This is a genomic window from Herbiconiux flava, from assembly GCF_013409865.1.
GTDB lineage: Bacteria > Actinomycetota > Actinomycetes > Actinomycetales > Microbacteriaceae > Herbiconiux > Herbiconiux flava.
This window is the reverse complement of sequence record NZ_JACCBM010000001.1, coordinates 1553968-1579188: the sequence shown is the minus strand read 5'-3', so window position 1 is coordinate 1579188 and position 25221 is coordinate 1553968. Positions and strand designations below refer to the sequence as shown.

The 25221-nt window shown below is 70.8% G+C and carries 19 protein-coding genes; 3 read left to right on the top strand and 16 right to left on the bottom strand.

What is annotated here, in order from left to right; genetic code table 11:
* Window positions 1–156 precede the first annotated feature (156 nt).
* The 9 genes from BJ984_RS07620 to sucC form a co-directional block, all read right to left on the bottom strand.
* Entirely contained in the window at window positions 157–1980 is a 1824-nt protein-coding gene (locus BJ984_RS07620; protein WP_179547494.1) for an ABC transporter ATP-binding protein, read from the bottom strand.
* Entirely contained in the window at window positions 1977–3776 is a 1800-nt protein-coding gene (locus BJ984_RS07615; protein ID WP_179547493.1) for an ABC transporter ATP-binding protein, read from the bottom strand. Before BJ984_RS07615 ends, BJ984_RS07620 begins: the two co-directional genes overlap by 4 nt.
* A gap of 235 nt (window positions 3777–4011) precedes the next feature.
* Complete coding sequence (gene ddaH / locus BJ984_RS18920; RefSeq protein WP_179547492.1) at window positions 4012–5217, bottom strand: dimethylargininase; 1206 nt, start codon at window positions 5215–5217, stop codon at window positions 4012–4014.
* A 69-nt stretch (window positions 5218–5286) separates the two neighbouring features.
* Complete coding sequence (gene purH / locus BJ984_RS07605; RefSeq protein WP_179547491.1) at window positions 5287–6945, bottom strand: bifunctional phosphoribosylaminoimidazolecarboxamide formyltransferase/IMP cyclohydrolase; 1659 nt, start codon at window positions 6943–6945, stop codon at window positions 5287–5289.
* The gene (gene purN / locus BJ984_RS07600; RefSeq protein WP_179547490.1) at window positions 6942–7535 is read right to left on the bottom strand and encodes a phosphoribosylglycinamide formyltransferase; all 594 of its coding nucleotides are present in this window, start codon (window positions 7533–7535) and stop codon (window positions 6942–6944) included. Before purN ends, purH begins: the two co-directional genes overlap by 4 nt.
* A gap of 2 nt (window positions 7536–7537) precedes the next feature.
* On the bottom strand, window positions 7538–8890 hold the full coding sequence (locus BJ984_RS07595) for a cell division protein PerM (RefSeq protein WP_179547489.1): 1353 nt from the start codon (window positions 8888–8890) through the stop codon (window positions 7538–7540).
* Between the two features lie 122 nt (window positions 8891–9012).
* Window positions 9013–9546 (bottom strand): hypothetical protein, encoded by a 534-nt coding sequence (locus tag BJ984_RS07590; RefSeq protein ID WP_179547488.1) that lies wholly within the window; start codon window positions 9544–9546, stop codon window positions 9013–9015.
* Between the two features lie 164 nt (window positions 9547–9710).
* Window positions 9711–10613, bottom strand: a complete 903-nt coding sequence (sucD, locus tag BJ984_RS07585; RefSeq protein WP_179547487.1) for a succinate--CoA ligase subunit alpha — start codon at window positions 10611–10613, stop codon at window positions 9711–9713.
* A gap of 28 nt (window positions 10614–10641) precedes the next feature.
* Window positions 10642–11814: an ADP-forming succinate--CoA ligase subunit beta gene (gene sucC, locus BJ984_RS07580; RefSeq protein ID WP_179547486.1), complete on the bottom strand. Its 1173-nt coding sequence runs from the start codon at window positions 11812–11814 to the stop codon at window positions 10642–10644.
* A 261-nt stretch (window positions 11815–12075) separates the two neighbouring features.
* Between sucC and BJ984_RS07575 the strand changes: the two genes are divergently transcribed.
* Window positions 12076–14139 carry a hypothetical protein gene (locus BJ984_RS07575; protein ID WP_179547485.1) on the top strand — a complete coding sequence of 688 codons (2064 nt, stop codon included), beginning with the start codon at window positions 12076–12078 and terminating at the stop codon, window positions 14137–14139.
* A 164-nt stretch (window positions 14140–14303) separates the two neighbouring features.
* Here BJ984_RS07575 and BJ984_RS07570 read toward each other — a convergent pair whose 3' ends face one another.
* On the bottom strand, window positions 14304–16763 hold the full coding sequence (locus BJ984_RS07570; RefSeq protein ID WP_179547484.1) for an ATP-dependent helicase: 2460 nt from the start codon (window positions 16761–16763) through the stop codon (window positions 14304–14306).
* A gap of 32 nt (window positions 16764–16795) precedes the next feature.
* Window positions 16796–17854 carry a glycerophosphodiester phosphodiesterase family protein gene (locus tag BJ984_RS07565; RefSeq protein ID WP_373877413.1) on the bottom strand — a complete coding sequence of 353 codons (1059 nt, stop codon included), beginning with the start codon at window positions 17852–17854 and terminating at the stop codon, window positions 16796–16798.
* A gap of 152 nt (window positions 17855–18006) precedes the next feature.
* Here BJ984_RS07565 and BJ984_RS07560 point away from each other — a divergent pair, with 152 nt between their 5' ends.
* Window positions 18007–18816 (top strand): Bax inhibitor-1/YccA family protein, encoded by an 810-nt coding sequence (locus BJ984_RS07560; RefSeq protein WP_179547482.1) that lies wholly within the window; start codon window positions 18007–18009, stop codon window positions 18814–18816.
* 161 nt (window positions 18817–18977) lie between these two features.
* Window positions 18978–19985 carry a DUF418 domain-containing protein gene (locus tag BJ984_RS07555; protein WP_179547481.1) on the top strand — a complete coding sequence of 336 codons (1008 nt, stop codon included), beginning with the start codon at window positions 18978–18980 and terminating at the stop codon, window positions 19983–19985.
* Window positions 19986–20057: 72 nt separating this feature from the next.
* Here the strand turns inward: BJ984_RS07555 and guaA are convergent, their stop codons facing one another.
* From guaA to BJ984_RS07530, 5 genes are read right to left on the bottom strand one after another with little or no spacing between them, the layout of a single operon-like run.
* Window positions 20058–21623: a glutamine-hydrolyzing GMP synthase gene (gene guaA / locus BJ984_RS07550; protein WP_179549376.1), complete on the bottom strand. Its 1566-nt coding sequence runs from the start codon at window positions 21621–21623 to the stop codon at window positions 20058–20060.
* A 58-nt stretch (window positions 21624–21681) separates the two neighbouring features.
* Window positions 21682–22131, bottom strand: a complete 450-nt coding sequence (locus BJ984_RS07545; protein WP_179547480.1) for a DUF3817 domain-containing protein — start codon at window positions 22129–22131, stop codon at window positions 21682–21684.
* A gap of 9 nt (window positions 22132–22140) precedes the next feature.
* Window positions 22141–22992: an SURF1 family cytochrome oxidase biogenesis protein gene (locus BJ984_RS07540; RefSeq protein WP_179547479.1), complete on the bottom strand. Its 852-nt coding sequence runs from the start codon at window positions 22990–22992 to the stop codon at window positions 22141–22143.
* Window positions 22989–24584 (bottom strand): cation:proton antiporter, encoded by a 1596-nt coding sequence (locus BJ984_RS07535; RefSeq protein ID WP_179547478.1) that lies wholly within the window; start codon window positions 24582–24584, stop codon window positions 22989–22991. The genes BJ984_RS07540 and BJ984_RS07535 overlap by 4 nt, the downstream gene beginning before the upstream one ends.
* A gap of 8 nt (window positions 24585–24592) precedes the next feature.
* A complete protein-coding gene (locus tag BJ984_RS07530; protein WP_173183386.1) occupies window positions 24593–25123 on the bottom strand; it encodes a cation:proton antiporter regulatory subunit in 531 nt (176 codons plus the stop codon).
* Between the last annotated feature and the right edge of the window lie 98 nt (window positions 25124–25221).

Below are 25221 nucleotides of genomic sequence, written 5' to 3'. Positions count from 1 at the left end.
CACCGCATCCGAGGGCAAGCGCGGAGCGCGCGGCAGCACACCCGGCTGCCGCGCGCTGACGCGCTTGCCCGAGATGGACATGGCTGAGTCGACGAGGTGGGTCCGGCGGGCTGATCCCGAAATCAGAATCAGCACAGCTGGATTAGGCGGATTCCTCTAGACCAGCGAGCTGCGCCAGGAGGCGTGGAGCTGCGAGAAGCGGCCGTCGCCCGCGATGAGCTCCTCGGGGGTGCCGTCTTCGACGATGCGGCCCCGTTCCATCACCAGCACCCGGTCGGCGATCGAGACCGTCGACAGGCGGTGGGCGATGATGACGGCGGTGCGGTCGGCGAGCAGGGTCTGCAGCGCATCCTGAACCAGGCGCTCGCTCGGGATGTCGAGCGATGCCGTCGCCTCGTCGAGGATGAGCACCGCCGGATCGGCGAGGAACGCCCGCGCGAACGAGATCAGCTGACGCTGCCCCGCCGACACCCGACCACCGCGCTTGTTCACGTCGGTCTCGTAGCCGTTCGGCAGGCCCTCGATGAAGCCGGCCGCGCCCACGGCCCGGGCCGCGGCGATGATCTCGTCGCGACTCGCGTCGGGTTTGCCGATCGCGATGTTGTCGGCGACCGTGCCCGAGAAGAGGTAGGCCTCCTGGGTGACCATGACGATCGCCCGGCGCAGGTCCTTCGGGTGGAGCTCCCGCAGGTCGATCCCGTCGAGCGTCACCCGGCCCGCGCTGGGGTCGTAGAAGCGGGAGATCAGCTTGGCTAGCGTGGTCTTGCCCGCGCCCGTCGATCCGACGAGCGCGATGGTCTGCCCGGCCGGGATGTCGAGGTCGAAGTGCGGCAGGATCGGCCGGTCGGCCGTGTAGCCGAACTCGACCCCCTCGAACGCCACGTGCCCCGCGGAGTGCCAGAGGTCGACCGGCTTCTCGGGGTCGGCGACGCTCGGCCGCTCCTCCAGCACGCCGGAGATCTTCTCGAGGGCCGCCGTCGCGCTCTGGTACCCGTTGTAGAACATCGCCATGTCCTCCATCGGGTCGAAGAAGCGCCGGGTGTAGAGCACGGCGGCCAGCAGCACACCGATCTCGAGCCCGCCGTCGATCACCCGGAAGCCGCCCACCAGCAGCACGACCGCGACCGCGACGTTGCCGATCAGCACGAGTCCCGGGTCGTAGACGCCGAACAGGCGGATGACCTTGGCGTTCGACTCGCGGTACTGCTCCACCAGCTCGCCGAACTCGTCCTCGTTGCGCTTCTCGGTGCGGAACGCCTTGACCGCGCGGATGCCCGTCATGGTCTCGACGAACTGAACGATCAGGCGCGCCGACGCCACCCGGGTGCGACGGTAGAGCCGCTGAGACCGCAGCTGGAACCACCGCGTGAGCACGAGCAGCGGCACGAGCGATGCAAGCAGGATGAAGCCGGACTCGACGTCGAGCAGGAACAGCGCGATCGCGGTGAAGAGCATGTAGAGCACGCCCTGCACCAGCTGGTTGATGCCCGAGTCGAGCAGCTCGCGGATGGCGTCGAGATCGCTCGTCTGCCGCGAGATGATGCGCCCCGAGGTGTAGCTCTCGTGGAACTCCAGGCTGAGCCGCTGCGTGTGCAGGAACACCCGCCGACGCAGGTCGAACAGGATGGCCTGGCTGATGCGCGCCGAGAGGATGGTGAACCAGGCGATCAGCAGCGCACCCGTGACGCCCGCCAGCAGGTAGGCGAGGCCGGCGAGCGCGACGGGCATCCAGTCCTGCGCGAGCAGGGCCGGCAGACCGGTGTCGATGCCGTAGGCGATGATCGACGGGCCCGCGACCTGCGAGATGGTGCTGATCACGACGACCACCACGGCGAGCGCCAGCTTGCCGCGCATCGGATGCACGAGCGAACCCAGCAGGCGCACCGACCGCGCGCGGATCTGCCGGCTCTCGGCCTTGCTCAGGTCGTCGCGCTCCTCGCCCTCGACACCCTCGACGGACTGGTCGGGCTGATCGGTCATGAGCTCACCTCCTCGGAGAGTTCGTCGCGGGTCTCGGCCTCGAGGCTGGAGATCACGAAGCGGTAGTGCTCGCTCGTGGCGAGCAGTTCGGAGTGGGTGCCGACGGCGGTGATGCGGCCGTCCTCGAGCAGGGCGACGCGGTCGGCGAGGGCCACGGTCGAGGGGCGGTGCGCCACGATCAGCGCAGTGGTGGTGGCCAGCACGCGGCGGAGCGCCGCCTCGACGAGCGCCTCGGTGTCGACGTCGAGCGCCGACAGCGGGTCGTCGAGCACGAGCACGCTCGGCCTCGCCGCGATGGCCCGCGCGAGCGCGAGCCGCTGCCGCTGACCGCCCGAGAGGCTGAGCCCCTCCTCGCCCACCTTGGTGTCGAGACCGTGCGGCAACTCGTCGACGAACGACGCCTGGGCGATGTCGAGCGCCTCGCGGAGGTCGGCCTCCGAGGCGTCGGGCCGCCCGAGCAGCACGTTCTCGCGCACGGTCTTGCTGAACAACGTGGCCTCCTCGAAGGCCATCGCCACCCGCGACCGCAGCTCCTCCCGCGTGAGGTCGCGCACGTCGACGCCGTCGACCCGCACCGCTCCCCCGGTGACGTCGTAGAGCCGGGTGGTCAGCGCGGTGAGCGTCGACTTACCCGAGCCGGTCAGCCCGACGAGCGCCATGGTCTCACCGGGGCGCACCGTGAGCGAGACCCCGTCGATCAGGTCGGGGAAGGCCTCCGGCGAGTCCTGGTAGCGGAAGTGCACGTCGTCGAAGCGCAGCTCGCCGGCGCCGCCCTCGATGGTGGCAGGAGCGGCGGGGTCGCGAATGGTGTTCGGAGCATCCATCACCTCGAAGAAGCGCAGCGTCGCCGTCTTGGCGTCGAGCGTCATGGCGAGGAAGTAACCCATCGACCAGATCGGGAAGAGCAGCACGGTGCCGGTAGCGAAGAACGCGACCAGCTCGCCCACCGACGACTGCCCGACCGAGGCGAGCCAGACGCCGACCACCAGGCAGACGCCGAAGGCGAGGTCGGGGATGAGCGTCAGGTAGAGCCAGATGCCCGCGATCGCCTTGGCCTTCTCGATCTCGGTGCCCCGCAGCTCCTCGGCCTGCGACTCGAATCGCTTGAGGGCGTAGCGCGAGCGGCCGAAGGCCTTCAGCACCCGGATGCCGTGCACCGACTCCTCGACGCTCGTCGCGAGGTCGCCCGCCTGATCCTGGCTGCGGCGCGCCACCGAGGAGTACTTGCGCTCGAAGGCGAAGCCGTAGGCGATCACCGGCAGAGCCGCAGCCGCGAAGATCAGACCCAGCACCCAGTTCATGACGATCAGGATGATCAGACCGCCGACGAGGGTCAGCACGTTCACCACCAGCAGCACCAGCCCAAACGACAGCCAGCGGCGGATCAGGTTCAGGTCGCTGATGGCGCGCGAGAGCAGCTGGCCGCTCGGCCAGCGGTCGTGGAACGTCACCGGGAGGTCCTGCAGCTTCGCGTACAGCGCGTTGCGCATGCGCGATTCGACGTGGGTGCCGGGGGTCAGGACGAGCGCACGTCGCAGCCCGATCAGGATGGCCTCGAGAACACCGAGGCCCAGCACGATCCCCGCCGCGACCCAGATCTGAGAGGCGTCACCGTCGGCCAGCGGACCGTCGACCATCCACTGCAGCACCTGCGGGATGGCGAGGGCGACGAGGCTGGCGAGCAGGGAGGCGACCATCGCGGTGTAGATGCGCGGAAGCGCGGCCGCCGCGTAGGGGCGCAGACGCGCGAGCGTCGCCACCGTTCCGGCGGGCTGGGCCTCGTTCTGGTTCTGCATGTCTCGTCCTCGTCTGCTGCACGCCGTGCTCGTGACACAACGCATCGCTGCGCGCGCTGATTCCCCCGCTCGATGGGCAGGGAAGAAGTGCCGGCCCCCGTGCGGGGGAACCGGCGTCGCGGCAGCCTTACAGACTAGCGGTGGGGTTCGGCGGGGCGCAAGACGCAGTTCCGGGCATCCGGAATCATCGTCGACCGCGCGGGAGGGCCGCTCAGCGACCCTCCAGGAGGACGGCTCAGCGCACGCGCACCGAGAGGCAGGTGACGCAGCCTTCGAGCTTCTCGAACTCGGAGATGTCGACCGCGATGACCCGGTAGCCGAGGCCCTCGATCAGGCGCACCGACTCGGGCGCGGAGGCCGAGACGAGCACGGTGTCGTCGGAGAGCACCACGACGTGCGCACCGCTCGGCTCGGGCATCTCGAGGAAGCGGTCGTAGACGAAGGGGTCGTCGACGAGCGGGCGGTAGCCGATGACGGTGCCGTCGGGCAGTGCCGTGACGGTGCTCTTCAGGTGCAGCGCCTTGGTGACCGGCACGGCGACGACGGAGTAGCCCCGGGGCGCGAGGATCTTGCGCAGCTGCCGGATGCCCTCGGCGTTCGTACGACCGCCCTTGCCGACGAAGACCGTCATGCCGACCTTGAGCACGTCGCCACCGTCGAGGGTGCCGGGCTTCTCGATGCGGGTGACCTCGAGGCCGAGGGCGCGGACGCTTTCCTCCACCGAGGCGATCTCGCCCTCGCGCGACTCGGCTCCGGGGCTCGCCAGCACGGCGAGGGCGCCGAACATCACTACCGAATCCTCGACGAAGACGGAGTCGGGCAGGTCGTCTGCGACGGGCACCTCGATCGGCTCCCAGCCTCCGCCGGTGAGGGCGGCGACGTACGTCTCCCACTGCTCTTCGGCGAGGTCGACGTCGATGTTCTCCCGCTCGATGTGGGTCACGATGCCCTCGTCGAGCGTGGCAGCCGGGCGCCGCACGAGCACGTACTTCTTGCGCAGCACCTCCTGCTGCTCGGTGATCGCGATTCGCGAGTGGATGCGCGGCGCCAGCAGCACGGAGGCCAGCACGGCGGCGAGCACGAAGATGAGGTTGTTGCCCATCAGCGTGGCCAGCAGCGGGGCGATCATGTCGCCGAAGGCGATGCCCGCCACCAGCGCCGACAGGCCGGTGCCCACGAGAGCGGCGACGACCGCCGACACGACACCCGCGATCAGCGCCGTGTACCAGCGCCGGAACGCCCCCACGAGACCGAACACCGCGGTGAACACGAACAGCAGCAGCGTCGCGTTGAGGAAGTACTCGCTGTAGACGGGGAAGACCTGCGGGTTCTGCTGGTTGGCCACGAAGTAGGCGAGGTCGGCGACGACGATCGCGATCAGGGCGACCGCCGCGGCGGCGACGACCGACGCGGTGAGCGTCCGGAGGCGGAACGAAGTCATGCAGAGAACCTTAGGTGACGGAGGCTGAACGCTTTCGGCGAGCGGCCTGACTGCCGCCCGAGGCGGTGGCTAGTGGAAGAAGTGCCGTTCCCCCGTGAAGTACATGGTGACTCCGGCCTTCTCGGCCGCCTCGACGACCTCGGCGTCGCGCACGGAGCCGCCCGGCTGCACGATGGCCTTCACGCCGCCGGCGATGAGGATCTCAGCTCCGTCGGCGAACGGGAAGAACGCGTCGGACGCCGCGACCGAGCCCTCGGCGCGGTCGCCGGCCCGGGTGACGGCCAGGCGGCACGAGTCGACGCGATTGACCTGGCCCATGCCGACGCCCACCGAGGCGCCGCCGGACGCGAGCAGGATGGCGTTCGACTTCACCGAGCGGCAGGCCTTCCAGGCGAACTCGAGGTCGGCCAGCGTCGCGGCGTCGGCGGGCTCGCCGGCGGCGAGCGTCCACGACGCCGTGTCGAGGCCCTCGAAGCCGTCGGGGGTCTGCGCGAGGAAGCCGCCCGAGATCTGACGAAGCTCCAGCGCCTCGCGGCCGAAGCCCTCGGGCAGTGTGAGCAGGCGCAGGTTCTTCTTGGTCTTCAGCACCTCGAGCGCCTCGCCCTCGAAGGCGGGGGCGATCAGCACCTCGGTGAAGATGTCCTTCACCGACTCGGCCATGGCCAGGGTGACGGTGCGGTTCGCCGCGATCACGCCGCCGAACGCCGAGAGCGGGTCGCAGGCGTGCGCCTTGGCGTGCGCGTTCGCGATGGGGTCGGGGGCGCTCGGGTCGGCGATCGCGATGCCGCACGGGTTCGCGTGCTTGATGATCGCCACGGCCGGCTCGGCGAAATCGTAGGCGGCGCGCACGGCGGCGTCGGCGTCGACGTAGTTGTTGAACGACATCTCCTTGCCGTGCAGCTGCGTCGCCTGGGCGATGCCGTGCCCGTCGGCGAGGGCGTAGACGGCGGCCTGCTGATGGGAGTTCTCGCCGTAGCGGAGGGTGGAGGCCTTCGCCGCCGAGACGTCGAGGGTGTCGGGGAAGCCCGGCCGGGCATCCGTCGCCGTGTCGCTCTGCTCGGCCTGCTCTGTCTCGGCCAGCGCCTCGCTCGCCCCGCCGCCCAGCTGCTCGGCGAACCAGGCCGCCACCGCGGTGTCGTAGGAGGCGGTGTGCGCGAAGGCGTCGGCTGCCAGCGCACGGCGCAGCGACAGGGTCGTGCCGTCCGTGGCCGCGGCCGCGATGACGTCGTCGTAGCGGTTCGGCGAGACCACGATGGCCACGTTGGCGAAGTTCTTCGCCGAGGCGCGCACGAGGGCGGGGCCGCCGATGTCGATCTGCTCGATCACGGTGTCGGGAGCGGCTCCCGAGGCGACCGTCTCGCGGAACGGGTAAAGGTTCACCACGACCAGGTCGAACGGCCGGATGCCGAGCTCGTCGAGCTGGCGCCGGTGCGACTCGAGGCGCAGGTCGGCGAGGATGCCCGCGTGAACACCCGGATGCAGCGTCTTCACGCGGCCGTCGAGCGACTCGGGGAAGCCCGTGATCTCGCTCACCTCGGTGACCGCGACGCCCTCGGCCGCGATGGCCTTGGCGGTGGAGCCGGTGGAGACGATCTCGACGCCCGAGGCCGCGAGCGCGCCCACCAGGTCGGCGAGGCCGGTCTTGTCGCTGACCGAGATCAGCGCGCGGCGCACCGGGACGGTGTCGCGGTGGCTGTAGAGGCTCGGGTCGTGCTGCGGTCCGCTCATCGTGCTGCTGTCTCCTCGAGATCGACGTGTCCGGTGGCGATGTCGAGCACGGCCTGCACCAGCAGCTCGCGTTCGACGGTCTTGATGCGTTCGTGCAGGGCGTGCTCGGTGTCACCCGGCCGCACGGCGACCTCGCGCTGCACGATCACGGGCCCGGTGTCGACTCCCTCGTCGATCACGTGCACGGTGACGCCCGTGACCTCGGCGCCGGCGGCGAGCGCGTCGCGCACGGCGTGGGCACCCGGGAAAGCGGGGAGCAGGGCGGGGTGGGTGTTGATGAGCCGCGGGGTGAGATCCGCGACGACCCCGGGCGGCAGGATGCGCATGAAACCGGCGCACACCACCAGGTCGGGGTTCCAGCGCTCGATCTGCTCGAGCAGCTCCTCACCCCAGGCGGCGCGGCTGCCGAACGCCGAGGGGATGACGGTGAACGTCGGCACACCGAACTCCTCGGCGTGCGCGAGCCCCGGGGCGTCGGTGTCGGCGCCGACCGCGATGACGTGCGCCGGGTAGTCGGCCGAGCGGCAGGCCTCGAGCAGGGCTCTGAGGTTGGAGCCCCCTCCGGAGATCAGAACCAGGAGGGAGAGCACGGTCACAGTGTATCGGCAGGCGGGCGGGCGGCGCGTGTCGTCGAGTCGGCTGCTCCCGCGTGCGCTTCCGCCGATCGCGGGCGCGTCTCCGCCGATCGCGGGCGCGCACCGGCGGCTCCCGGGCGCCAGCTGGCTCCGCCGAGAAGGCCGAGCAGCAGGGCGAGGGTGAGCTCGACGAACGCCCACAGCAGCACGGCCCCCGGGTCGGCACCGACCTCGGCGAGCCGTCCGGGCCCGGCCGCTCCTCCGGCCCAGAGCGTCAGCAGGGCGAGGATGCCCGCCCCCACCAGCCCCCCACCGGCCGACGTCGCGGCGAGCCGCACGATCCGGCCGCGCGGGCTCGAGCCGCGCACGTGGTCGAGGTAGACCGGCCGCAGCAGGGCAGCCGTGGCGAAGCCGATGACGATCGGCACCAGCAGACCCACGAATGCGAACGCCGGAGCGCTCTCCGGCAGCGCGCCGAACACCGGCAGCGACGGCACCAGCCCGAGCTGGGTGCCGAGCGGCGACACCGAGGAGCCGGCGCCGAGGGCGAACCCGGGGCCGACGAACCACGCGGCGGTCCAGAGCACGATGTTCGGCAGCAGGGCCAGCTGCCCGAGCGTCAGCGTCACCCCGCCCAGGATGCCCGCCTGCAGGCTCTCGTACAGCCCCACGATCGAGCTGAAGTTCAGCACCAGCACGACGGCCATGGCCAGAGCGGCGAAGCCGACGACGCCGGCGGCCGCGATCGTCCCGGCCCGCAGGGCGAGCGCGGCGAGGGCCCGGTCGCCCGCGTCGACCCGGTCGACGAGACGGGCGAGGGCCTGGCGCGGCGCCGAGCCCTGGGGGAGCTCTCGCGACGCGACCCGCCGTGACGCCGTGCCGTAGCCCAGCGCCAGGCCGATGGCCCACACGCCGGCGGGGAAGAGGACGCTCTGGGCGATCGAGGGCAGGGCCGCCGCGTCACGGGCGCTCAGCGCCACGAGGAGGGCGAGCGCGGCGACCACGATCACGCCGACTGCCGCTCCGGTGATCGGGTAGGGCGTCTGGCCGAGCCGGCGCCCCGAGCGCAGCCCGAGCAGCACGGTCACGACCGCGAGGCCGAGGGGAGCGATGCCGACCTCGAAGGGGAGCTCGGCCCCGGCCACGCCGAGCCGCAGCGCCAGCGCCGGGTCGATGGTGAGCAGCAGGTCGACCCCGTTGCCGAGCAGCCACAGGTCGCCCGAGGCGCGCCAGAACGCGAGCCAGTCGACCGCGAGGCCGAACTGGGCCGCCCAGAGGATGGTCAGCGGGATGAGCGGGATGCCCACTCCGATGGCTACGGCGATGACCGCGTCGAGGGCGGCGAGGAGGGCGGTGGCTGGGCGATTCATGCGGAGCCGAGCCTACCGGCAGGGTCGGCGCATCAGCTGACGACGCTCGGAGGGAACGGCGCTGCGCTCGGCCCGAACGGCGTCGCCCTCGGCTGGAACGGCCGTGCGGTCACTGGAGGTGCTCAGTGGAAGACGGCTTTGAGCAGGATCACGGCCACCCCGAGCAGCGCCGTCGCCACTCCACCCGTGAGGCAGGAGTACCAGCGGGCGCCGCGCTCGGCGAAGGCGAGCACTCCGAGCAGGAAGAGCACGATCACCCCCACCCACAGCGCCGCGAAGTACGCGGAGGCCTCGTCGAGCACGCCCAGCGCGCCGAGGCCGAGCGCGATCATCGGCACCACCGCGGCGAGGAGGAGGCCGGTGGAATGAGTGAGTGCCCGACCGAGCGCGGCCGCCACCCCGAGCTCGGTGCCGCCGCGGCGCCCGTGGTGCGCCACCGTGAAGGCGAAGACGTGGGCGAGCCAGAACACCAGCACGGTGCTCCCGACCCCGATCATCAGCCGGAAGTCGCTCTCGCCGTCGTCGACCACGACGATCAGGGCGCTGACGATGATGGTGCCGTAGATCGACTCGGGGGTGACGAGCTCGTGCCTCAGGCGTTGTCGGAGCGAAGGGCGGGCGGCGGGAGCATCCGTCGTCGCGTCGTGGTCGGTCACGGCCGGCCTCCTCATCGCCTCGGGGTCGTGCTGCACATTCGGGTCGTTCTGCACATTCTGGTCGTTCTGCACATTCTGGTCGTTCTGCACATTCTGGCAGGTCGACGGGGACGACGACGGCCCGCCCCCGGTGAGGGACGGGCCGTCGTGCAGGGAGCTCGTGGCTAGAGGGCCGCGTAGACCTCGCGCAGCAGTGCAGCGGTCTCGCTCGGGGTCTTGCCGACGCGCACGCCGGCTGCCTCGAGGGCCTCCTTCTTCGCCTGGGCGGTGCCGGCCGAGCCGGACACGATCGCGCCCGCGTGACCCATCGTCTTGCCCTCGGGGGCGGTGAAGCCCGCGACGTAGCCGACGACCGGCTTGGTGACGTTCGCCTTGATGAAGTCGGCAGCGCGCTCCTCGGCGTCGCCGCCGATCTCGCCGATCATCACGATCGCCTTCGTCTCGGGGTCGGCCTCGAACGCGGCGAGCGCGTCGATGTGCGTCGTGCCGATGATGGGGTCGCCGCCGATGCCGATGGCGGTCGAGAAGCCCAGATCGCGCAGCTCGTACATCATCTGGTAGGTCAGCGTGCCCGACTTCGAGACGAGGCCGATCGGGCCCTTGCCGGTGATGTTCGCCGGGGTGATGCCGACGAGCGCCTCACCGGGCGTGATGATGCCGGGGCAGTTCGGGCCGATGATGCGGGTCGTGTCACCCTTCTGCTTGGCGTAGGCCCAGGCCTCGGCCGAGTCCTGCACCGGGATGCCCTCCGTGATCACGACGAGCAGCGGGATCTCGGCGTCGATGGCCTCGATGATCGCGTCCTTCGAGAAGGCGGGGGGCACGAACGCGATCGACACGTCGGCGCCGGTGGCCTCGATGGCCTCCTTCACCGTGGCGAAGACCGGCAGCTCGACGGCGTTGCCGTCCTTGTCGGTGTGGCTGACGACGGTGCCGGCCTTGCGGGCGTTCACACCGCCGACGACCTGGGTGCCGGCCTTCAGCATGAGGGCGGTGTGCTTGGTGCCCTCACCGCCGGTGATGCCCTGCACGATGACCTTGGAATCCTTGTTCAGAAAAATCGACATGTCTCTCGTCCTCTACTTCGCTCGCCGCTTACTTGCTCGCCGCAGCGGCCAGCTCGGCGGCCTTGTCGGCGCCGTCGTCCATCGTCAGGGCCAGGGTCACCAGCGGGTGCGCGGCCTTCTCGAGGATGGCGCGGCCCTCCTCGACCTTGTTGCCGTCGAGCCGCACCACGAGCGGCTTGGTCGCCGTGTCGCCGAGCACCTCGAGGGCGCCGACGATGCCGTTCGCCACCGCGTCGCAGGCGGTGATGCCACCGAACACGTTCACGAACACGCTCTTGACCTGCTCGTCGCCGAGGATGACGTCGAGCCCGTTGGCCATCACCTGGGCCGAGGCTCCGCCGCCGATGTCGAGGAAGTTCGCCGGCTTCACGCCGTCGTGCTTCTCACCCGCATAGGAGACGACGTCGAGCGTCGACATGACGAGCCCCGCGCCGTTGCCGATCACGCCGACCTGGCCGTCGAGCTTGACGTAGTTGAGGCCGAGCTTCTTGGCCTTGGCCTCGAGCGGATCGGCCGCCTCGGCGTCTTCGAGCGCCTCGTGACCCGGGTGGCGGAAGTCGGCGTTCTCGTCGAGCGAGACCTTCCCGTCGAGGGCGATGATCTCGCCCTCCTCGGTGAGGACGAGCGGGTTCACCTCGACGAGCGTGGCGTCCTCGCCCTTGTAGACCTCCCACAGCTTCACGAACACGGGAGCGACCTTGTCGACCAGCTCGGCCGGGAAGTTCGCCTGCACGGCGATCGACTTCGCGGTCTCGAGGTCGATGCCCGCGATGGGGTCGACCTCGATGCGGGCGAGGGCCTCGGGGCGCTCGACGGCGAGCTGCTCGATCTCCATGCCGCCCTCGTAGCTCGTCAGCGAGAGGTAGGAGCGGTTGGCGCGGTCGAGCAGCACCGAGAAGTAGAACTCCTCGGCGATGCGGGCACCGCCGGCGACCATGACGCGCTTGACCTCGTGGCCCTTGATGTCGAGGCCGAGGACGGCCTTCGCCGCCTCTTCGGCCTCGTCGGGCGTCTTCGCCACCTTGACGCCGCCGGCCTTGCCGCGACCGCCGACCTTGACCTGGGCCTTGACGACGGTGACGCCACCGAGCTTCTCGGCCGCTGCGCGCACCTCCTCAGGGGTGTCGGCGACGATTCCAGGGAGCACGGGCACGCCGTAGCTCTCGAAGAGGTCTCTGGCCTGGTATTCGAATAGATCCACGCTGGTCTTCCAATCCGTTCAACTCGTCGTCCTGGCAGTCACTCAGGACATGACTCACGGCGCGACGGAGGGCATGTTCCGCTTCGTCGCTCCGGACACCACCTAGAACATTACCCCCGCCCGCCGACGCTCCCCTTCGAGGGCCGTCGCAGCACCCGCCTGGGCGCCCTCCCGTCCTGCACAGTCTCCCGATGCTCGGCGTTCTCCACAGATGCCGCCGCCGACCTCAGGCTCCGGATGCCCGCCCGGCACGCTGTCCGCATGAACCCACGCCTCCGCCTCCTCTCGTTCCTCCTCGCCGCAGCCGTCCTGGCGCTGGGCGGCCTCCTCGCCGCAGGCCCGGCACTCGCGGCCCGGGCCGTCGCCCACGGCCAGGGGGTGATGTGGGCGGGCGACCACGCCTCGTGGATCGGCTCGTACCGCCTCGACGACGGCAACACGGGCTACTGCCTCGACGTCGAGAAGCCGCAGCCGGCCGGCACCGAGGTGACCTACGTCGACGGCTCGACCACGGGCGAGTACTCGGCGGCCGACTCGGCGCGGCTGGCTTACATCTCCCGCAACTTCGGCTCGCCGGCCGACCCGCTCTCGGCGGCGTCGGCGCAGCTGGCCACCTGGACGGTCGCAGGCCTCGCCGGCCACGACCAGGCCTACTTCGCCCGCCGGGCCAACGACTCGGCGGCCGACGTCGTCATCGCGGCGAACCACATCCTGTCCCGCGCCGACGAGCCGGGCGGCGCCTCCACCGGGGTCTCGGCGACCGTCTCGCTCGATCTCGATGGGCCCGGGGGCTCGGTGCGCTCGGAGCTCGTCGTCGACTACCTGGCCGGCCGCGCCACCGTTCCCGCCGGCTCGTTCCCCGGGCGGTTCACCCTGACGGGAGCAACCTTCGACGACGGCAGCCGCACCCGCACGGTGCCGAACGGCACCTCGGCGGCCATCCTCCCGGCGCAGCAGGGCACGACCGAGACGGTCTCGGTCACCGTCGAGTACCGCGCGCTCCCCTTCGGCCCGGGCTTCCGCCTCGGCCGCAACACCGGCCCCAACCAGAGCCTGCTCGTCGACCACCCCTACCCCCGCGACGCCCGCGCGACCGACCGCGCCACCGCCCCCAGCGAGCTGCCCTTCGCTCCCCGCGTGCAGACCCGGACCAGTGCCGCGGTCGTCCAGCCCGGCGACGCCCTGACCGACGCTCTCCACCTCTCGGTCCACCCGTCCTCGCCCGCGGGCCCCGGCTGGGGCGTCTACACGACCCCCGACGGCACCCTGGCTCCCATCCCCGTCGTGATCACGAGCATCCTCCACGGCCCCTTTCCTGCAGCCCCTGTGCAGGCTGAAGCCCCACCCGCCGGAGGCCCCGTCGTGTGCACGGTCGAGACCCTCGCGGCAGCCGGACCGCGCCGCTACGACTCCCCGCCCTGCACCGTCCCGTCCCCCGGCTTCTACGTCTGGACCGACTCCATCGACCCCGCCCGCACCCCACCCTCCCAGGGCGGCACCCGCCTCCGCCCCTGGGCCTCCCCCTTCGGCGCCGCCACCGAGACCACCCTCGCGCCCGCGGCCCCCACTCTCACCACCACGGCTACCCCTCTCCCCGACTCCACATCCACGACGCCGCCGCCCCATCCCGGCCCCCATGACCTGGACGCACCTCAGGCCCTCGCCACCACGGCGTCCTCCGCCGCTGCAGGCGACGACGGGACCGTGCCGGTCCTGTCCCTGCTCGCACCAGCCTGCGTCGCCGACACCCTTCACCTCGAGGGCCTGCCCGCCGGGATCGACCCGATCGAGGTTCGCTCGACCCTCCTGGGCCCGCTCCCGGCGCTGCCCGAGCTCGAGTCGACCCCGGACGACTGGCGCGACTTCCCGGTCGCCGGCCGCACCACGACCTCCGTCTCCGCGGACGGCGATCACCCCTCCGCCTGCCTCCCCGTGACGAGGCCCGGTCACTACTACTTCGTCACCGAGTCCGACGGCTCCACCCCCGCCGCGCTGCCCGATGTCACCGCCGAGCCGACGGGTGAGAGCGTCGATGGTGAGTCCGTCGAAGCATCGCTGGTCCCGGCGTTCGCCGACCACCGCGTCCATGCCTCAGAAGCCATCTCCCTCACCGCGCCGCCGATGGCTCCCCCGGCGACGACCCCGCCGCCCGCCGTCCCGACCTCCCCGGCTCCACCGGACGCGACCGGCCGGCTCCCGCTCACCGGCGCACCGGCCGGCCCCACAGCGATGGCCACTGCCACGGCAGTCGGGGCACTCATCCTCGGCCTCGCGCTGGCCGGCCTCGCAGGCGCCACGATGCCCACCCGGCGACGCCGGGGGTGACGCCCACCGACGCTCCCGTCGGATCGGGCCCGCCACCACCTCGGCCGCTCACCGCCCGGTGACGCTGCGGGGCCGGCGCACGCGGAGCGGTCGACCGTGGATGAGACGGCGTCAGCCGCGATGGGCAGACAGCAGCGGGTAGGCGACCACCGGTCCGCCGCAGCTCAGAGTTTCTCGATGGGGGCGATCTTGATCAGGAGCTTCTTGGCGCCGACCGCCTCGAAGGTGACGTGCGCCACGCGCTTGGCGCCCTCGCCCGTGACCTGGTTGACGCGGCCCTCGCCGAAGTCGGCGTGCTTGATGCGGTCGCCGGGAACGAGCGTCAGGTCGCCGTTGTCCCGCACCTGCCCCGTCACGCGGTTCGCCCACTCGGTCTTCGGCCGGGGTGGCCCCGGCGGCAGCCCGTAGCCGCCGTCGGCTCCGAAGCGCGGCGAGCCCGAGCCCGACGACGAACCCGAGCCCGAACGCGACCCATAGCTGACGCCGCCGTAGCTGCCGCCCCGCGACCCGTTCAGCGCCCGCGTCTCGCTGCCGCCGCGCGACGCCATGCCCGGCGACTGGATCCACTCCACCAGCTCCGCCGGGATCTCCTGCAGGTACCGGCTCGGCATCGCCACCGCGGTCTCGCCGAACTGCGCTCGCGTCATGGCCAGCGAGATGAACAGCCGCTTCCGCGCGCGCGTGATGCCCACGTAGAACAGCCGGCGCTCCTCCGCGGGCCCGCCCGGCTCGCCGGCCGACATGCGGTGCGGCAGCAGGTCCTCCTCGACCCCGGTGAGGAACACGGCGTCGTACTCGAGCCCCTTGGCGGTGTGCAGCGTCATCAGCGACACCGTTCCGCTGGAGTCGTCGAGGTCGTCGACCGCGGCCACGAGCGACACCTCGGTCAGGAAGTCCAGCAACGTGCCGTCGGGGTTGTTGCGGTTGAACTCCTTGGTCACTGCGAGCAGTTCCTCGACGTTCTCGGCCCGCGCCTCGTCCTGCGGGTCGCGGCTGGCGCGCAGCGTGGCCACGTAGGCGCTCCGCTCCATCAGCACCTGCAGCACCTCGCTGACAGGGGCCTCGCCCCCGACCCGCGACGGGTCGACGAGCTCGCTCGCCTCGTCGAGCAGCCCCGCGAGCTGCAGGATCGCCCCGGTCACCTTCGGCCCGAGGCTCAGCTCCTTCGCCCGGCGCATCGCCTCGCGGTAGCTGATCTCGTTGCGCTCGGCGAACCCGGCGAGCGCCGTCTCGGTCGCCGGCCCGATGCCGCGCTTCGGGGTGTTCAGGATGCGCCGCAGCGCCAGACCGTCGAAGGGGTTCGCGACGGCCGAGAGGTAGGCCATCGCGTCCTTGATCTCGGCCCGCTCGTAGAACTTGGTGCCCCCGAGCACCCGGTACGGCAGCGCCGAGCGGATGAAGATCTCCTCCAGCGCTCGCGTCTGCGAGTTGGTGCGGTAGAACACGGCGATGTCGTTGTACGCCATGCCCCCCTCGTGCAGCTTCGCGATCTCGTCGGCCACGAACTGGGCCTCGTCGTGCCCCGAGTACCCCGTGAAGCCGATGATCTTCTCGCCGTCGCCGACGGCCGTCCAGAGCTTCTTGTCCTTGCGGTCGAAGTTGTTCGAGATGACCGCGTTGGCGGCCGAGAGGATGTTCTGGGTCGACCGGTAGTTCTGCTCGAGCAGAACGACGCGAGCGCCCGGGAAGTCGCGCTCGAACTCGACGATGTTGCGGATGTCGGCCCCGCGGAACGCATAGATCGACTGGTCGGAGTCGCCGACGACCGTCAGCGACGCCCCGCCCCCGCCGAACGACGCGAGCCCGGACAGCTCATTCGACTCGGGCGCCTTGGTGAGCTCGCGGATGAGCGAGTACTGCGCGTGGTTCGTGTCCTGGTACTCGTCGACGAGGATGTGCCGGAACCGCCGCTGGTACTTCTCGGCCACCTGCGGGAACGCCCGGAACAGGAACACCGTCTGGCTGATCAGGTCGTCGAAGTCGAAGGCGTTCGCCTCACGGAGCGCCCGGCTGTAGGCCCGGAAGCACTCGACGAACATCGCCTCCTGCGGGTCGTTGAAGTTCGCCGTGCGTGCGTAGCTGTCGGCGTCGGCGAGCTCGTTCTTGAGCTTGGAGATCTTCGCGGTGACCTGCGAGACGGTGAAGCCGAAGGTGTCGGCCTGCAGGTCTTTGATGATGCGCTTGACCAGCGCTCGCGAGTCGGCCGAGTCGTAGATGGTGAAGCTCTTGGTGAAGCCGAAGTTCTCGGCCTCCCGACGCAGGATGCGCACGCAGGCCGAGTGGAACGTCGAGATCCACATGCCCTCGGCGACCTGCCCCAGCAGGTGCCCGACGCGCTCGCGCATCTCGGCGGCGGCCTTGTTGGTGAACGTGATCGCGAGGATCTGGCTCGGCCACGCCTCACCGCTCTTGATCAGCCCGGCGATGCGGTGCGTCAGCACCCGGGTCTTTCCACTGCCGGCGCCCGCGACGATCAGCAGCGCCTGCCCGCGGTAGACGACCGCCTCGCGCTGCTCGGGGTTGAGCCCGGCGAGCAGCTCGTCACCCTCCGGAGCACCGCCGGCGGACCCGCCCGAAGGGTCGACGACGACAGGCTGAAGACGGGGAGTGGTGGTGTCGCTCATGCTCCTCCAAGTCTAGGTCGCACCACCGACGCTCATCCGCGGAGCGCCACCAGCTCCCGCGCCCGCACCGCCAGATCCGGCTGATCCGCGAACACCCCGTCGACCCCCGACGACAGGATCGCCGCGAACTCGTCCTCCCACGCCCCGAACGCCGCCTTGTCCCGCCCCAGCCGGAAGTTCCGCGGCAGGAAGCGGTTCTCCGCCCGCAGCGTCCACGTGAACACCGACAGTCCGGCGGCGTGCGCCCGCGGCACCACGTCGCTCACCCCGTGTGCCGATCCCTTCAGATCCCGCGGCATGATCGTCGCCTTGTCGAGGCTGATCCCGTCGACCTCGCCGGCCAGCGCGGCCAGCCCCGCAGGCGTGAGGAACGACGCGTAGTCCGGCGCCCCGGCCCCCTGCGCCGCCACCAGATCGGCGGGCGATCCCGAATCCTCGAGCAGGAAGATCCACTCCGCCGCCACCCCGCGCGCACGCAGCCCGGCGAGCGCCGTCTTCTCGAACGACTCGACCACGAGCTGCGACGGCCGCGCATCCCACCCCGCCGACGCGAGCTCCCCCGCCACGATCTCGGCATAGGGCATCCCGATCGAGTCGTAGAACGCCACGTGCTTCAGCTCGACCACAGCCCGCCGCAGCCGCGAAGAAGAAGACGAAGACGAAGACGAAGACGCCTCGTCCACGATCCGCAGCACGTCCGCCAGCCGAAGTATCCCGAACCGCCCGTCGAAGCTCCGGCTCGCCGGCCGCACCTCGGGCAGCCGCTCCCGTGCCCGCAGCGTCTGCAGCTCGGCCCAGGTGAAGTCCTCGGTGAACCACCCCGTCAGCTCGTGCCCGTCGATGTGCTTGGTGGTGCGGCGGTCGGCGAACTCCGGATGCGCGGCGACATCGGTCGTCCCCGAGATCTCGTTCTCGTGCCGCACGACCGCGACCCCGTCGCGCGTCAGCACCACGTCGGGCTCCACCGCGTCGGCCCCGAGCGCGAACGCCAGCTCGTACGCGGACGCCGTGTGCTCCGGCCGGTACCCGCTGGCGCCTCGGTGCCCGATGACGAGGGGACGCGCATCCGCTTCTCTGATCACGCCCCACACGCTACGCCCCGCCACCGGCAGCCCGCCCCTGCGCCCTCGGCGAACATCCCCGTTCAGGGCACACATCGGGCCCATGTCCAGGCATTTCCTGTAAACGGTGCACTACGTTTGTAGCAACCACGATCACCCTCACAGCACAGATTGAGAACGACATGGCAGCGTCCTCCAGCAACCCCGCCTTCGCCCGGAATCCGGTGTTCAACGGCAAGGCGGTGGCACAGACCCCCACGATGACCGCAGACGGTCTCCAGCAGCTCTACGAGCGCCCGGCCGCCGGCCCCGCCGAGACCGACCGCATGAGCTACGACGACGTCATCATGAAGACCGCGGGCCTGTTCGCGATCTTCCTGGTCACCGGCGTCATCGGCTTCCTCGCCAACTGGCCCGTCCCCACCGTTCTGGGCCTCGGCCTCATGATCGTCGGCGTGCTCGTCGGCTTCGTGCTCGGCCTCGTCAACGCCTTCAAGCGCGAGCCGTCCGTTCCGCTGATCCTCGCCTACGCGGCCTTCGAGGGCCTCGCGATCGGCGCCATCTCGAGCTTCTTCGAGTACCAGTGGTCGGGCATCGTCATCCAGGCCGTGCTCGCCACCGTCGCCGTCTTCGGCGTCACCCTCGCCCTGTTCGCGAGCGGCAAGATCCGCGCCTCGAAGCGCGCCACCAAGGTCTTCCTGATCGCGATGGTCGGCTACGGCGTCTTCTCGCTGCTGAACCTCGTGCTCATGCTCACCGGCGTGGTCACCGACCCGTTCGGTCTCCGCAGCGGTTGGATCGGCCTCGTCATCGGCGTCGTCGTCGTCATCATGGCGGCCTACTCGCTGGTGCTCGACTTCGACATGATCCAGCGCGGCGTGAAGTCGGGCGCCCCCCGCAAGTACGGGTGGACCGGCGCGTTCGGCCTGATGACCACCATCGTCTGGCTGTACCTGGAGCTGCTCCGCATGATCGCCATCTTCCGCAACTAGCCTTCTCCCGCGAAGAACCGGAGCCGGTCATCAGCGAAACGAACGGGGTCGTCCGAGAGGGCGGCCCCGTTCGCCGTTCCCGGGGGGCCGTCAGGCGCCTCCGCACCGCCGCCGGCCGCCTCACCGGCCTCGACGCCGCCCGCGGCCTCGCCCTCCTCGGCATGCTCGCCGCGCACACCGTGCCCGAGGGCGACGGCGACTTCGTCTGGGACGGCCGCTCCTCCATCCTCTTCGCCACCATCGCGGGCGTCTCCCTCGGCCTGATGTCCGGCGGTTCCCGGCGGCCGGCTCCGGATGCCCGTGGCCGCGTCGCCCGCGTCGTGCTGCTGCGCGGCCTGCTGCTGATCGTGCTCGGCGTGCTGCTGACGTTCCTGCAGACGCCGATCGCGATCATCCTCGACACCTACGGCTTCCTGTTCGTCGTGGCGCTGCCGCTGCTCTACGCCCCGCGCTGGTTGGTGGCGGTCGTCGCCGCAGCCGCAGCGCTGGGCGGCCCGTGGCTGGTCGAGACGATCGGCACGGCCATCGAGGGCACGACGGGCGCGACCGCGACCGCGTTCGAGAGCCCCTGGGCCTACTTCCCGGTGCGCTGGCTGATCGACGCGTACCCGGCACCCGTCTGGCTCGCCTACCTGGCCGTCGGCATCCTGATCGCCCGCTCGGATCTGCGGAGCCGCCGCACCCAGTACGTGCTCGTCGCCGCGGGCGGGCTGGCGGCGGTGCTCGGCTACACCGTCCCCGAGGCGCTCGGCGCGCCGGTGCTCGCGCACGACGACACCACCGCCGAGGTGATCGCCTCGGGCGGGCTCGCGGTCGCGCTGATCGGGCTGCTCGTCTGGCTGACCGACTCGGCGGCCGCTCGCGTCCGGCTCGTCTCGCGGGGCGTGCTCTGGCCGCTCCGGGCCGTCGGCTCGATGCCGCTCACGATCTACACGGCGCAGATCATCGGGATCGCCGTCGCCGTGGAGCTCGTGCCGCACGAGGAGTGGCTCGGCTGGCAGTCGGTGCCGCTGTTCTTCGTGTTCGCCATCCCGTCGCTGGTGCTGGCCTGCGCGTGGAAGCTCGTCTTCACGCAGGGGCCGCTGGAGTGGGTCTTCAGCCGCCTGACCACGCACCGCCCGTGGCCCCGACGACGGAAGAGCCCCTCCGGCGACCAGGCCGGAGCCTGAGTGGCTCGACGGGTCGTCCGGAGGGGCTCTCGTGCGAATCGGATCACTCCGGCTCGCAGGCTCCCGGTGGGATCACTCCCACTCGATGGTTCCCGGCGGCTTCGACGTCACGTCGAGCACCACTCGGTTCACGCCGCTCACCTCGTTGGTGATGCGGTTCGAGATGCGGGCCAGCACGTCGTAGGGCAGCCGTGTCCAGTCGGCGGTCATCGCGTCTTCGCTCGAGACGGGACGCAGCACGATCGGATGCCCGTAGGTGCGCCCGTCACCCTGCACGCCGACCGACCGCACGTCGGCCAGCAGCACGACCGGGCACTGCCAGATCTCGGCGTCGAGTCCGGCGGCGGTGAGCTCGGCGCGCACGATGGCGTCGGCCTGGCGGAGCAGCTCGAGCCGCTCGGCCGTGACCTCGCCGACGATGCGGATGCCGAGCCCGGGGCCGGGGAACGGCTGGCGCGAGACGATCTCATCGGGCAGACCGAGCTGGCGGCCGATGGCGCGCACCTCGTCCTTGAACAGGGCCCGCAGCGGCTCGACGAGTTCGAACTGCAGGTCCTCCGGCAGGCCGCCGACGTTGTGGTGGCTCTTGATGTTCGCGGTGCCGCTGCCGCCGCCCGACTCGACTACGTCGGGGTAGAGCGTGCCCTGCACGAGGAAGCGGATCGGGTCGCCGTCGGCCGCCGCCTCGGCGATCAGGTCGGCCTGCGCCTGCTCGAAGGTGCGGATGAACTCGCGCCCGATGATCTTGCGCTTCTGCTCGGGGTCGCTGACGCCGGCGAGCGCCGAGATGAACTGCTCCCGCGCATCCACCGTGACCAGGCGCACGCCGGTGGACTTGACGTAGTCCTCCTCGACCTGCCGCCGCTCGTCCTGGCGCAGCAGACCGTGGTCGACGAAGACGCAGACCAGCTGGTCGCCGACGGCCTTGTGCACGAGGGCCGCGGCCACCGCGGAGTCGACGCCGCCGGAGAGACCGCAGATGACCCGGCCCGAGCCGACCTGCGCCTGGATGGCGGCGACCTGGTCGGCGATGACGTTGCCCGGGTTCCAGTCGGCCGGGATGCCGGCGGCCCGGTGCAGGAAGTTGACGATGACGTCCTGCCCGTACTGGGTGTGCTTGACCTCGGGGTGCCACTGCACGCCGTAGAGACCGCGCTCCTTGTTGGCGAAGGCGGCGACCGGGGTGGACGAGGTGCGCGCGAGCACCTCGAAGCCCTCGGGGGCCTTCACGACGGAGTCGCCGTGGCTCATCCACACCGTCTGCGCGTCGGGCTGCTCGGCGAGGAGCTCGCCGCCGCCCAGGTCGTCGACGGCCATGTCGGTGGAGCCGTACTCGCGGGCGCCGGTCTTCGCGACCTCGCCGCCGAGGGCCTTGGCCATCACCTGGAACCCGTAGCAGATGCCCATGGTCGGCACACCGAGGTCGAAGATCGCGGAGTCGAACGCCGGGGCGCCCTCCTCGTAGACGCTCGACGGTCCGCCGCTCAGCACGATGCCGGACGGGTTCTTCGCGGCGACCTCCGCGGCGGTGATGGTGTGCGGCACGATCTCGGAGTAGACGCTCGCCTCGCGCACGCGGCGTGCGATGAGCTGGGCGTACTGCGCGCCGAAGTCGACGACGAGCACCGGGCGGGTCAGCTCGTCGTGGTCGGGGGTCTCTGCTGTGCCGGATTCGGCTGCGCCGGTCTCTGCTCCGCTAATGGGATGCCTCCACGATGTCGTTTTTCGCCAGCTCCGCTTCACGGGTGGCGAGGTAGGTCTTCACCTCGCGGGCGATGCGCCCCTCGAGGAAGAAGGAGAGGAAGGGGATGACGCCTCCGAGCGCGATCAGCACGAACCGCAGGAACGGCCAGCGCATGAGGCTCCACAGACGGAAGTCGGAGAAGAGGTAGACGACGTAGAACCAGCCGTGCACGATCAGGATGCCCGTGCTCAGGTTCACCGCGGTGACCGTGCCGTCGGGTACCAGGGCGAGCAGCCCGTTGCGCCCGCCGAGCTCGACCTCGAGGCCCAGCGGGGAGTACTTCAGCAGCATCTCGATGCAGAGCAGGAGCAGCAGCACACCGGTGATGATCGAGGCGACCTGGTAGAACTTCAGCGCACCGCGGATGCGGGGGAAGTCCTTCGGTTTGGGTGCGAGTGCCATGGATCCAGCCTACCCGCGCCCGTCCGGGGCGAGCGACTCGTCGAGCTCTTCCAGCTCGCGCTCCAGGGCGTCGCGCACGAGCCGGTACCAGAGGTAGATGGCGAAGCCCGCGAACACCACCCACTCGGCCGCGTAGAAGATGTTCAGCCAGTTCAGCTGCACCGAGCGGTCGGGCTCCGGGGAGTCGATCAGGGCGAGCGGCTGGGGGGCCGTGTCGAGCACGAGGTAGCCGCCGTAGACCTCGGCCGCCTCGTCGAACTGCGACCACCGGTTGATCAGCTCGGAGACCGACATCGTGGTGGAGAGCGGGCCGCCGTCGAGCGAGGTTCCGGCCGACGGCTGCGGGGCGACCGGCCCCTCGGTCGGCAGGTAACGGCCGACGATCTGCTCGGGCGTCGTCGAGCCCGACTCGGCCAGCGCCGTGGCGGTCGCCCTCGCCTCGTCTTCCGACTCGGTCCAGCCGAGGGCCACCGCCAGATAGGTGTCGGGCTCGTCGGCGACCTGCACCTGCCCGATCACCCAGTAGCCCGGCGCTCCGTCGTTCAGCCGGTCGGCGATGTAGTCGAAGCCCGACGGCACGAACACACCGGTCACCTCGGCGCGCTGGGCGGCCTGCTTCTCGATCACGGCCTGCTGGGGGGTCGCGATCTGCGCGAGCGGCAGCACCGTCTCGGTGGCGTCGTTCACCGAGGTGCCGGTGGACACCGCGCGGTCGAGCTGCCACTGCCCGAGGGCTGCGAAGCCGGCCGCGACCGCGAGGGCCAGCAGCAGCGTCGCGATCCAGCGCGGACGCCGCATGACGCCGCCGAGGGTCGGGCGGGCGGGGGTTCCGGTGCTGGCCGGGGTGCCGGTGGTGCTCAATACTCGCTGTCTCTCGCTCGGGGGCTCTCGTCGTCGGACTGCAGCATCGCCTGCTCGATCAGCCGGTCGATCCCCGGGTCGCCCGACGAGCCGTAGGCGTCGTCGTCGCCGCGACCGGGCCGGAGCGAGGTGTCGTAGTCGTCGTAGTCGCTGTCGAGGGCGTTCGCGGCCGCCCGGTCGTCGTCGAACTGCTCGTCGCCCGCCGACTCGACGGTGGTTCCGGATGCGCGGCCCGCGCCACCCGCCGCGGCGACGCCACCCGCTCCGGCCGTCGCCGCCTCCATCAGGGCGATGGCCTCGTCGCGTTCGAGGTCACCCGTCGGGCGCGTCGCGCGCGCCGCGCCGGCGACCGACGACCCGGACCCACCCGCCGGCGGCGCGCCGAGCGAGGCTGCAGCCGCAGCCGCCGCCCGCGCCTTCTTGCGCTTCGTGCCCAGAACCACCGACCCGATCCGCTCGGAGTTCACCGCGAGGATCGGCCCCATGATCGCCATGATCAGCACGTACAGACCGGCGAACGGCTGGATGCGCTCGTCGAGCCCCGCTCCGAGGGCGAGTGTCGCCAGGATGAGCGCGAACTCCCCCCGGTTCTGCAGGATCGCGGTGGTGTTGATGCCCGCCTGCGGCCCGAGCCCGTTCAGCCAGGCCACGAACTGCCCGGCCACGATGTTGAGCGCCACCGTCATGCCGACCGCCGCGAGCACCGGCACGATCACCTCGGGGAACTTCGAGGGGTCGAGCCCCAGCCCGAAGTTGAGGAAGAAGAAGGCGCCGAACACGTCGCGCAACGGGATGGCGATGTGCTCGATGCGGTTGCGGTAGCGGGTCGCGCCCAGCACGAGCCCGATCAGGAACGCGCCGATCGCATCCGTCACCCCGAGGATCTCGCCCAGGCCGCCGAACATGATGGCGAGCCCGAAGAACAGGATCGTGAAGAGCTCGTCGTCCTTCGTGCGGAAGATGCGCGAGACGAACCGCCCGCCCCAGCGGGCGGCCGTGAACATCACGACGAGGAAGAGGAACGAGATGCCGAGCTTGCCGACCACCGGCCAGATCTCCGTCTCGCCGGAGAGCACGACCGACACGATGGCGAGGTAGATCGCGATGAACACGTCCTCGACGACGGTGACACCCAGGATCATCGGCGTCTCTCGGTTCGCCAGCCGGTTCAGCTCGATCAGGAGCTTCGTGACGATGGCGCTCGAGGAGGTCGCCGTGATGCCCGCGATGATCAGCGCCTCACGCGTGCCCCAGCCCACGAGGAAACCGAACGCGAAGCCCACCACCATGTTGATGGCGATGTACGAGCCGCCCGAGATGATCAGCTTGCCCGCGTTGCCGACGAACTCGTCGAGGTCGAACTCGAGCCCCAGGTTGAACAGCAGCAGGATCAGCCCGAAGACCGCGATCAGCTCGATGTACTCCCCGTGCACGAAGTCGATCGGGAACCAGCCGAAGTACGGGCTCGCCAAGAGCCCCACGACCATGTAGATCGGGATGGCGGGCAGGCCGATCTGCTTGCCGAGCCGCCCGAGGACGTAGGCGAGGACGAAGAGGACGCCGAGGACGAGGAGGTCGGGGCCGAGATGCACGGGGCCGCTCAGCTTCCGGGCGGACCGTCGACGACTCCTGCTTTCGCCTTCAGCTCACCGGTGCGGAAGAAGGCGAACGCCTTGGCGACCTTCTCCGGGGAGCCGGCGACCACGAGCGTGTCGCCGGGGAAGACCTTGAAGTCGGGGGCGGGGGCGGGGTTCGCGGAGTCTCCGCGCACGACGGCGACGACCGTGAGGCCGGCGATGCCGCGATCGGCCGGGCTGCCGAGGGGCTGGCCGGCGATGTGGTCCTCGTAGTCGACCGTGAACCAGTCGATGCTGAGGCCCGGGATCTGGTCGAGCGCCGTCAGCGACTCGGTGATCTGGGTGCCGCCGAGCAGCTCGGCGAGGGTGTGGGCCTCGTCGTCGGAGAGGCGGAGGGACACCTTCGTGGCGTCGCCGTCCTCGTCGTCGCTGAAGCTGATCAGGTCGCTGTGGCCCGAGCGGTGCGCGATGACGCCGACCTTGCCGCCGTCGCTCGTCACGAAGGTGTGCAGCACTCCGACTCCGGGAAGCTTCACTCGCTTCACGTCGACCATGGCCGTCTCCTCCTGGGCTCACCGCGGGCACGCGCCCGTCGGTGCTCCCAGTTTAGTGGAGGGGCATCCGGAGCCCGTCGCCTGGGGACACTGTTCGC

Coding starts and splice junctions, on each gene's coding strand:
- BJ984_RS07575 (WP_179547485.1), top strand. CDS start 12,076: ATGAACCCACGCCTCCGCCTCCTCTCGTTCCTCCTCGCCGCAGCCGTC.
- purH (WP_179547491.1), bottom strand. CDS start 6,945: ATGAGCGGACCGCAGCACGACCCGAGCCTCTACAGCCACCGCGACACC.
- sucD (WP_179547487.1), bottom strand. CDS start 10,613: ATGTCGATTTTTCTGAACAAGGATTCCAAGGTCATCGTGCAGGGCATC.
- BJ984_RS07560 (WP_179547482.1), top strand. CDS start 18,007: ATGGCAGCGTCCTCCAGCAACCCCGCCTTCGCCCGGAATCCGGTGTTC.
- BJ984_RS07570 (WP_179547484.1), bottom strand. CDS start 16,763: ATGAGCGACACCACCACTCCCCGTCTTCAGCCTGTCGTCGTCGACCCT.
- BJ984_RS07555 (WP_179547481.1), top strand. CDS start 18,978: ATGCTCGCCGCGCACACCGTGCCCGAGGGCGACGGCGACTTCGTCTGG.
- BJ984_RS07620 (WP_179547494.1), bottom strand. CDS start 1,980: ATGACCGATCAGCCCGACCAGTCCGTCGAGGGTGTCGAGGGCGAGGAG.
- BJ984_RS07530 (WP_173183386.1), bottom strand. CDS start 25,123: ATGGTCGACGTGAAGCGAGTGAAGCTTCCCGGAGTCGGAGTGCTGCAC.
- BJ984_RS07615 (WP_179547493.1), bottom strand. CDS start 3,776: ATGCAGAACCAGAACGAGGCCCAGCCCGCCGGAACGGTGGCGACGCTC.
- BJ984_RS07545 (WP_179547480.1), bottom strand. CDS start 22,131: ATGGCACTCGCACCCAAACCGAAGGACTTCCCCCGCATCCGCGGTGCG.
- ddaH (WP_179547492.1), bottom strand. CDS start 5,217: ATGACTTCGTTCCGCCTCCGGACGCTCACCGCGTCGGTCGTCGCCGCC.
- BJ984_RS07595 (WP_179547489.1), bottom strand. CDS start 8,890: ATGAATCGCCCAGCCACCGCCCTCCTCGCCGCCCTCGACGCGGTCATC.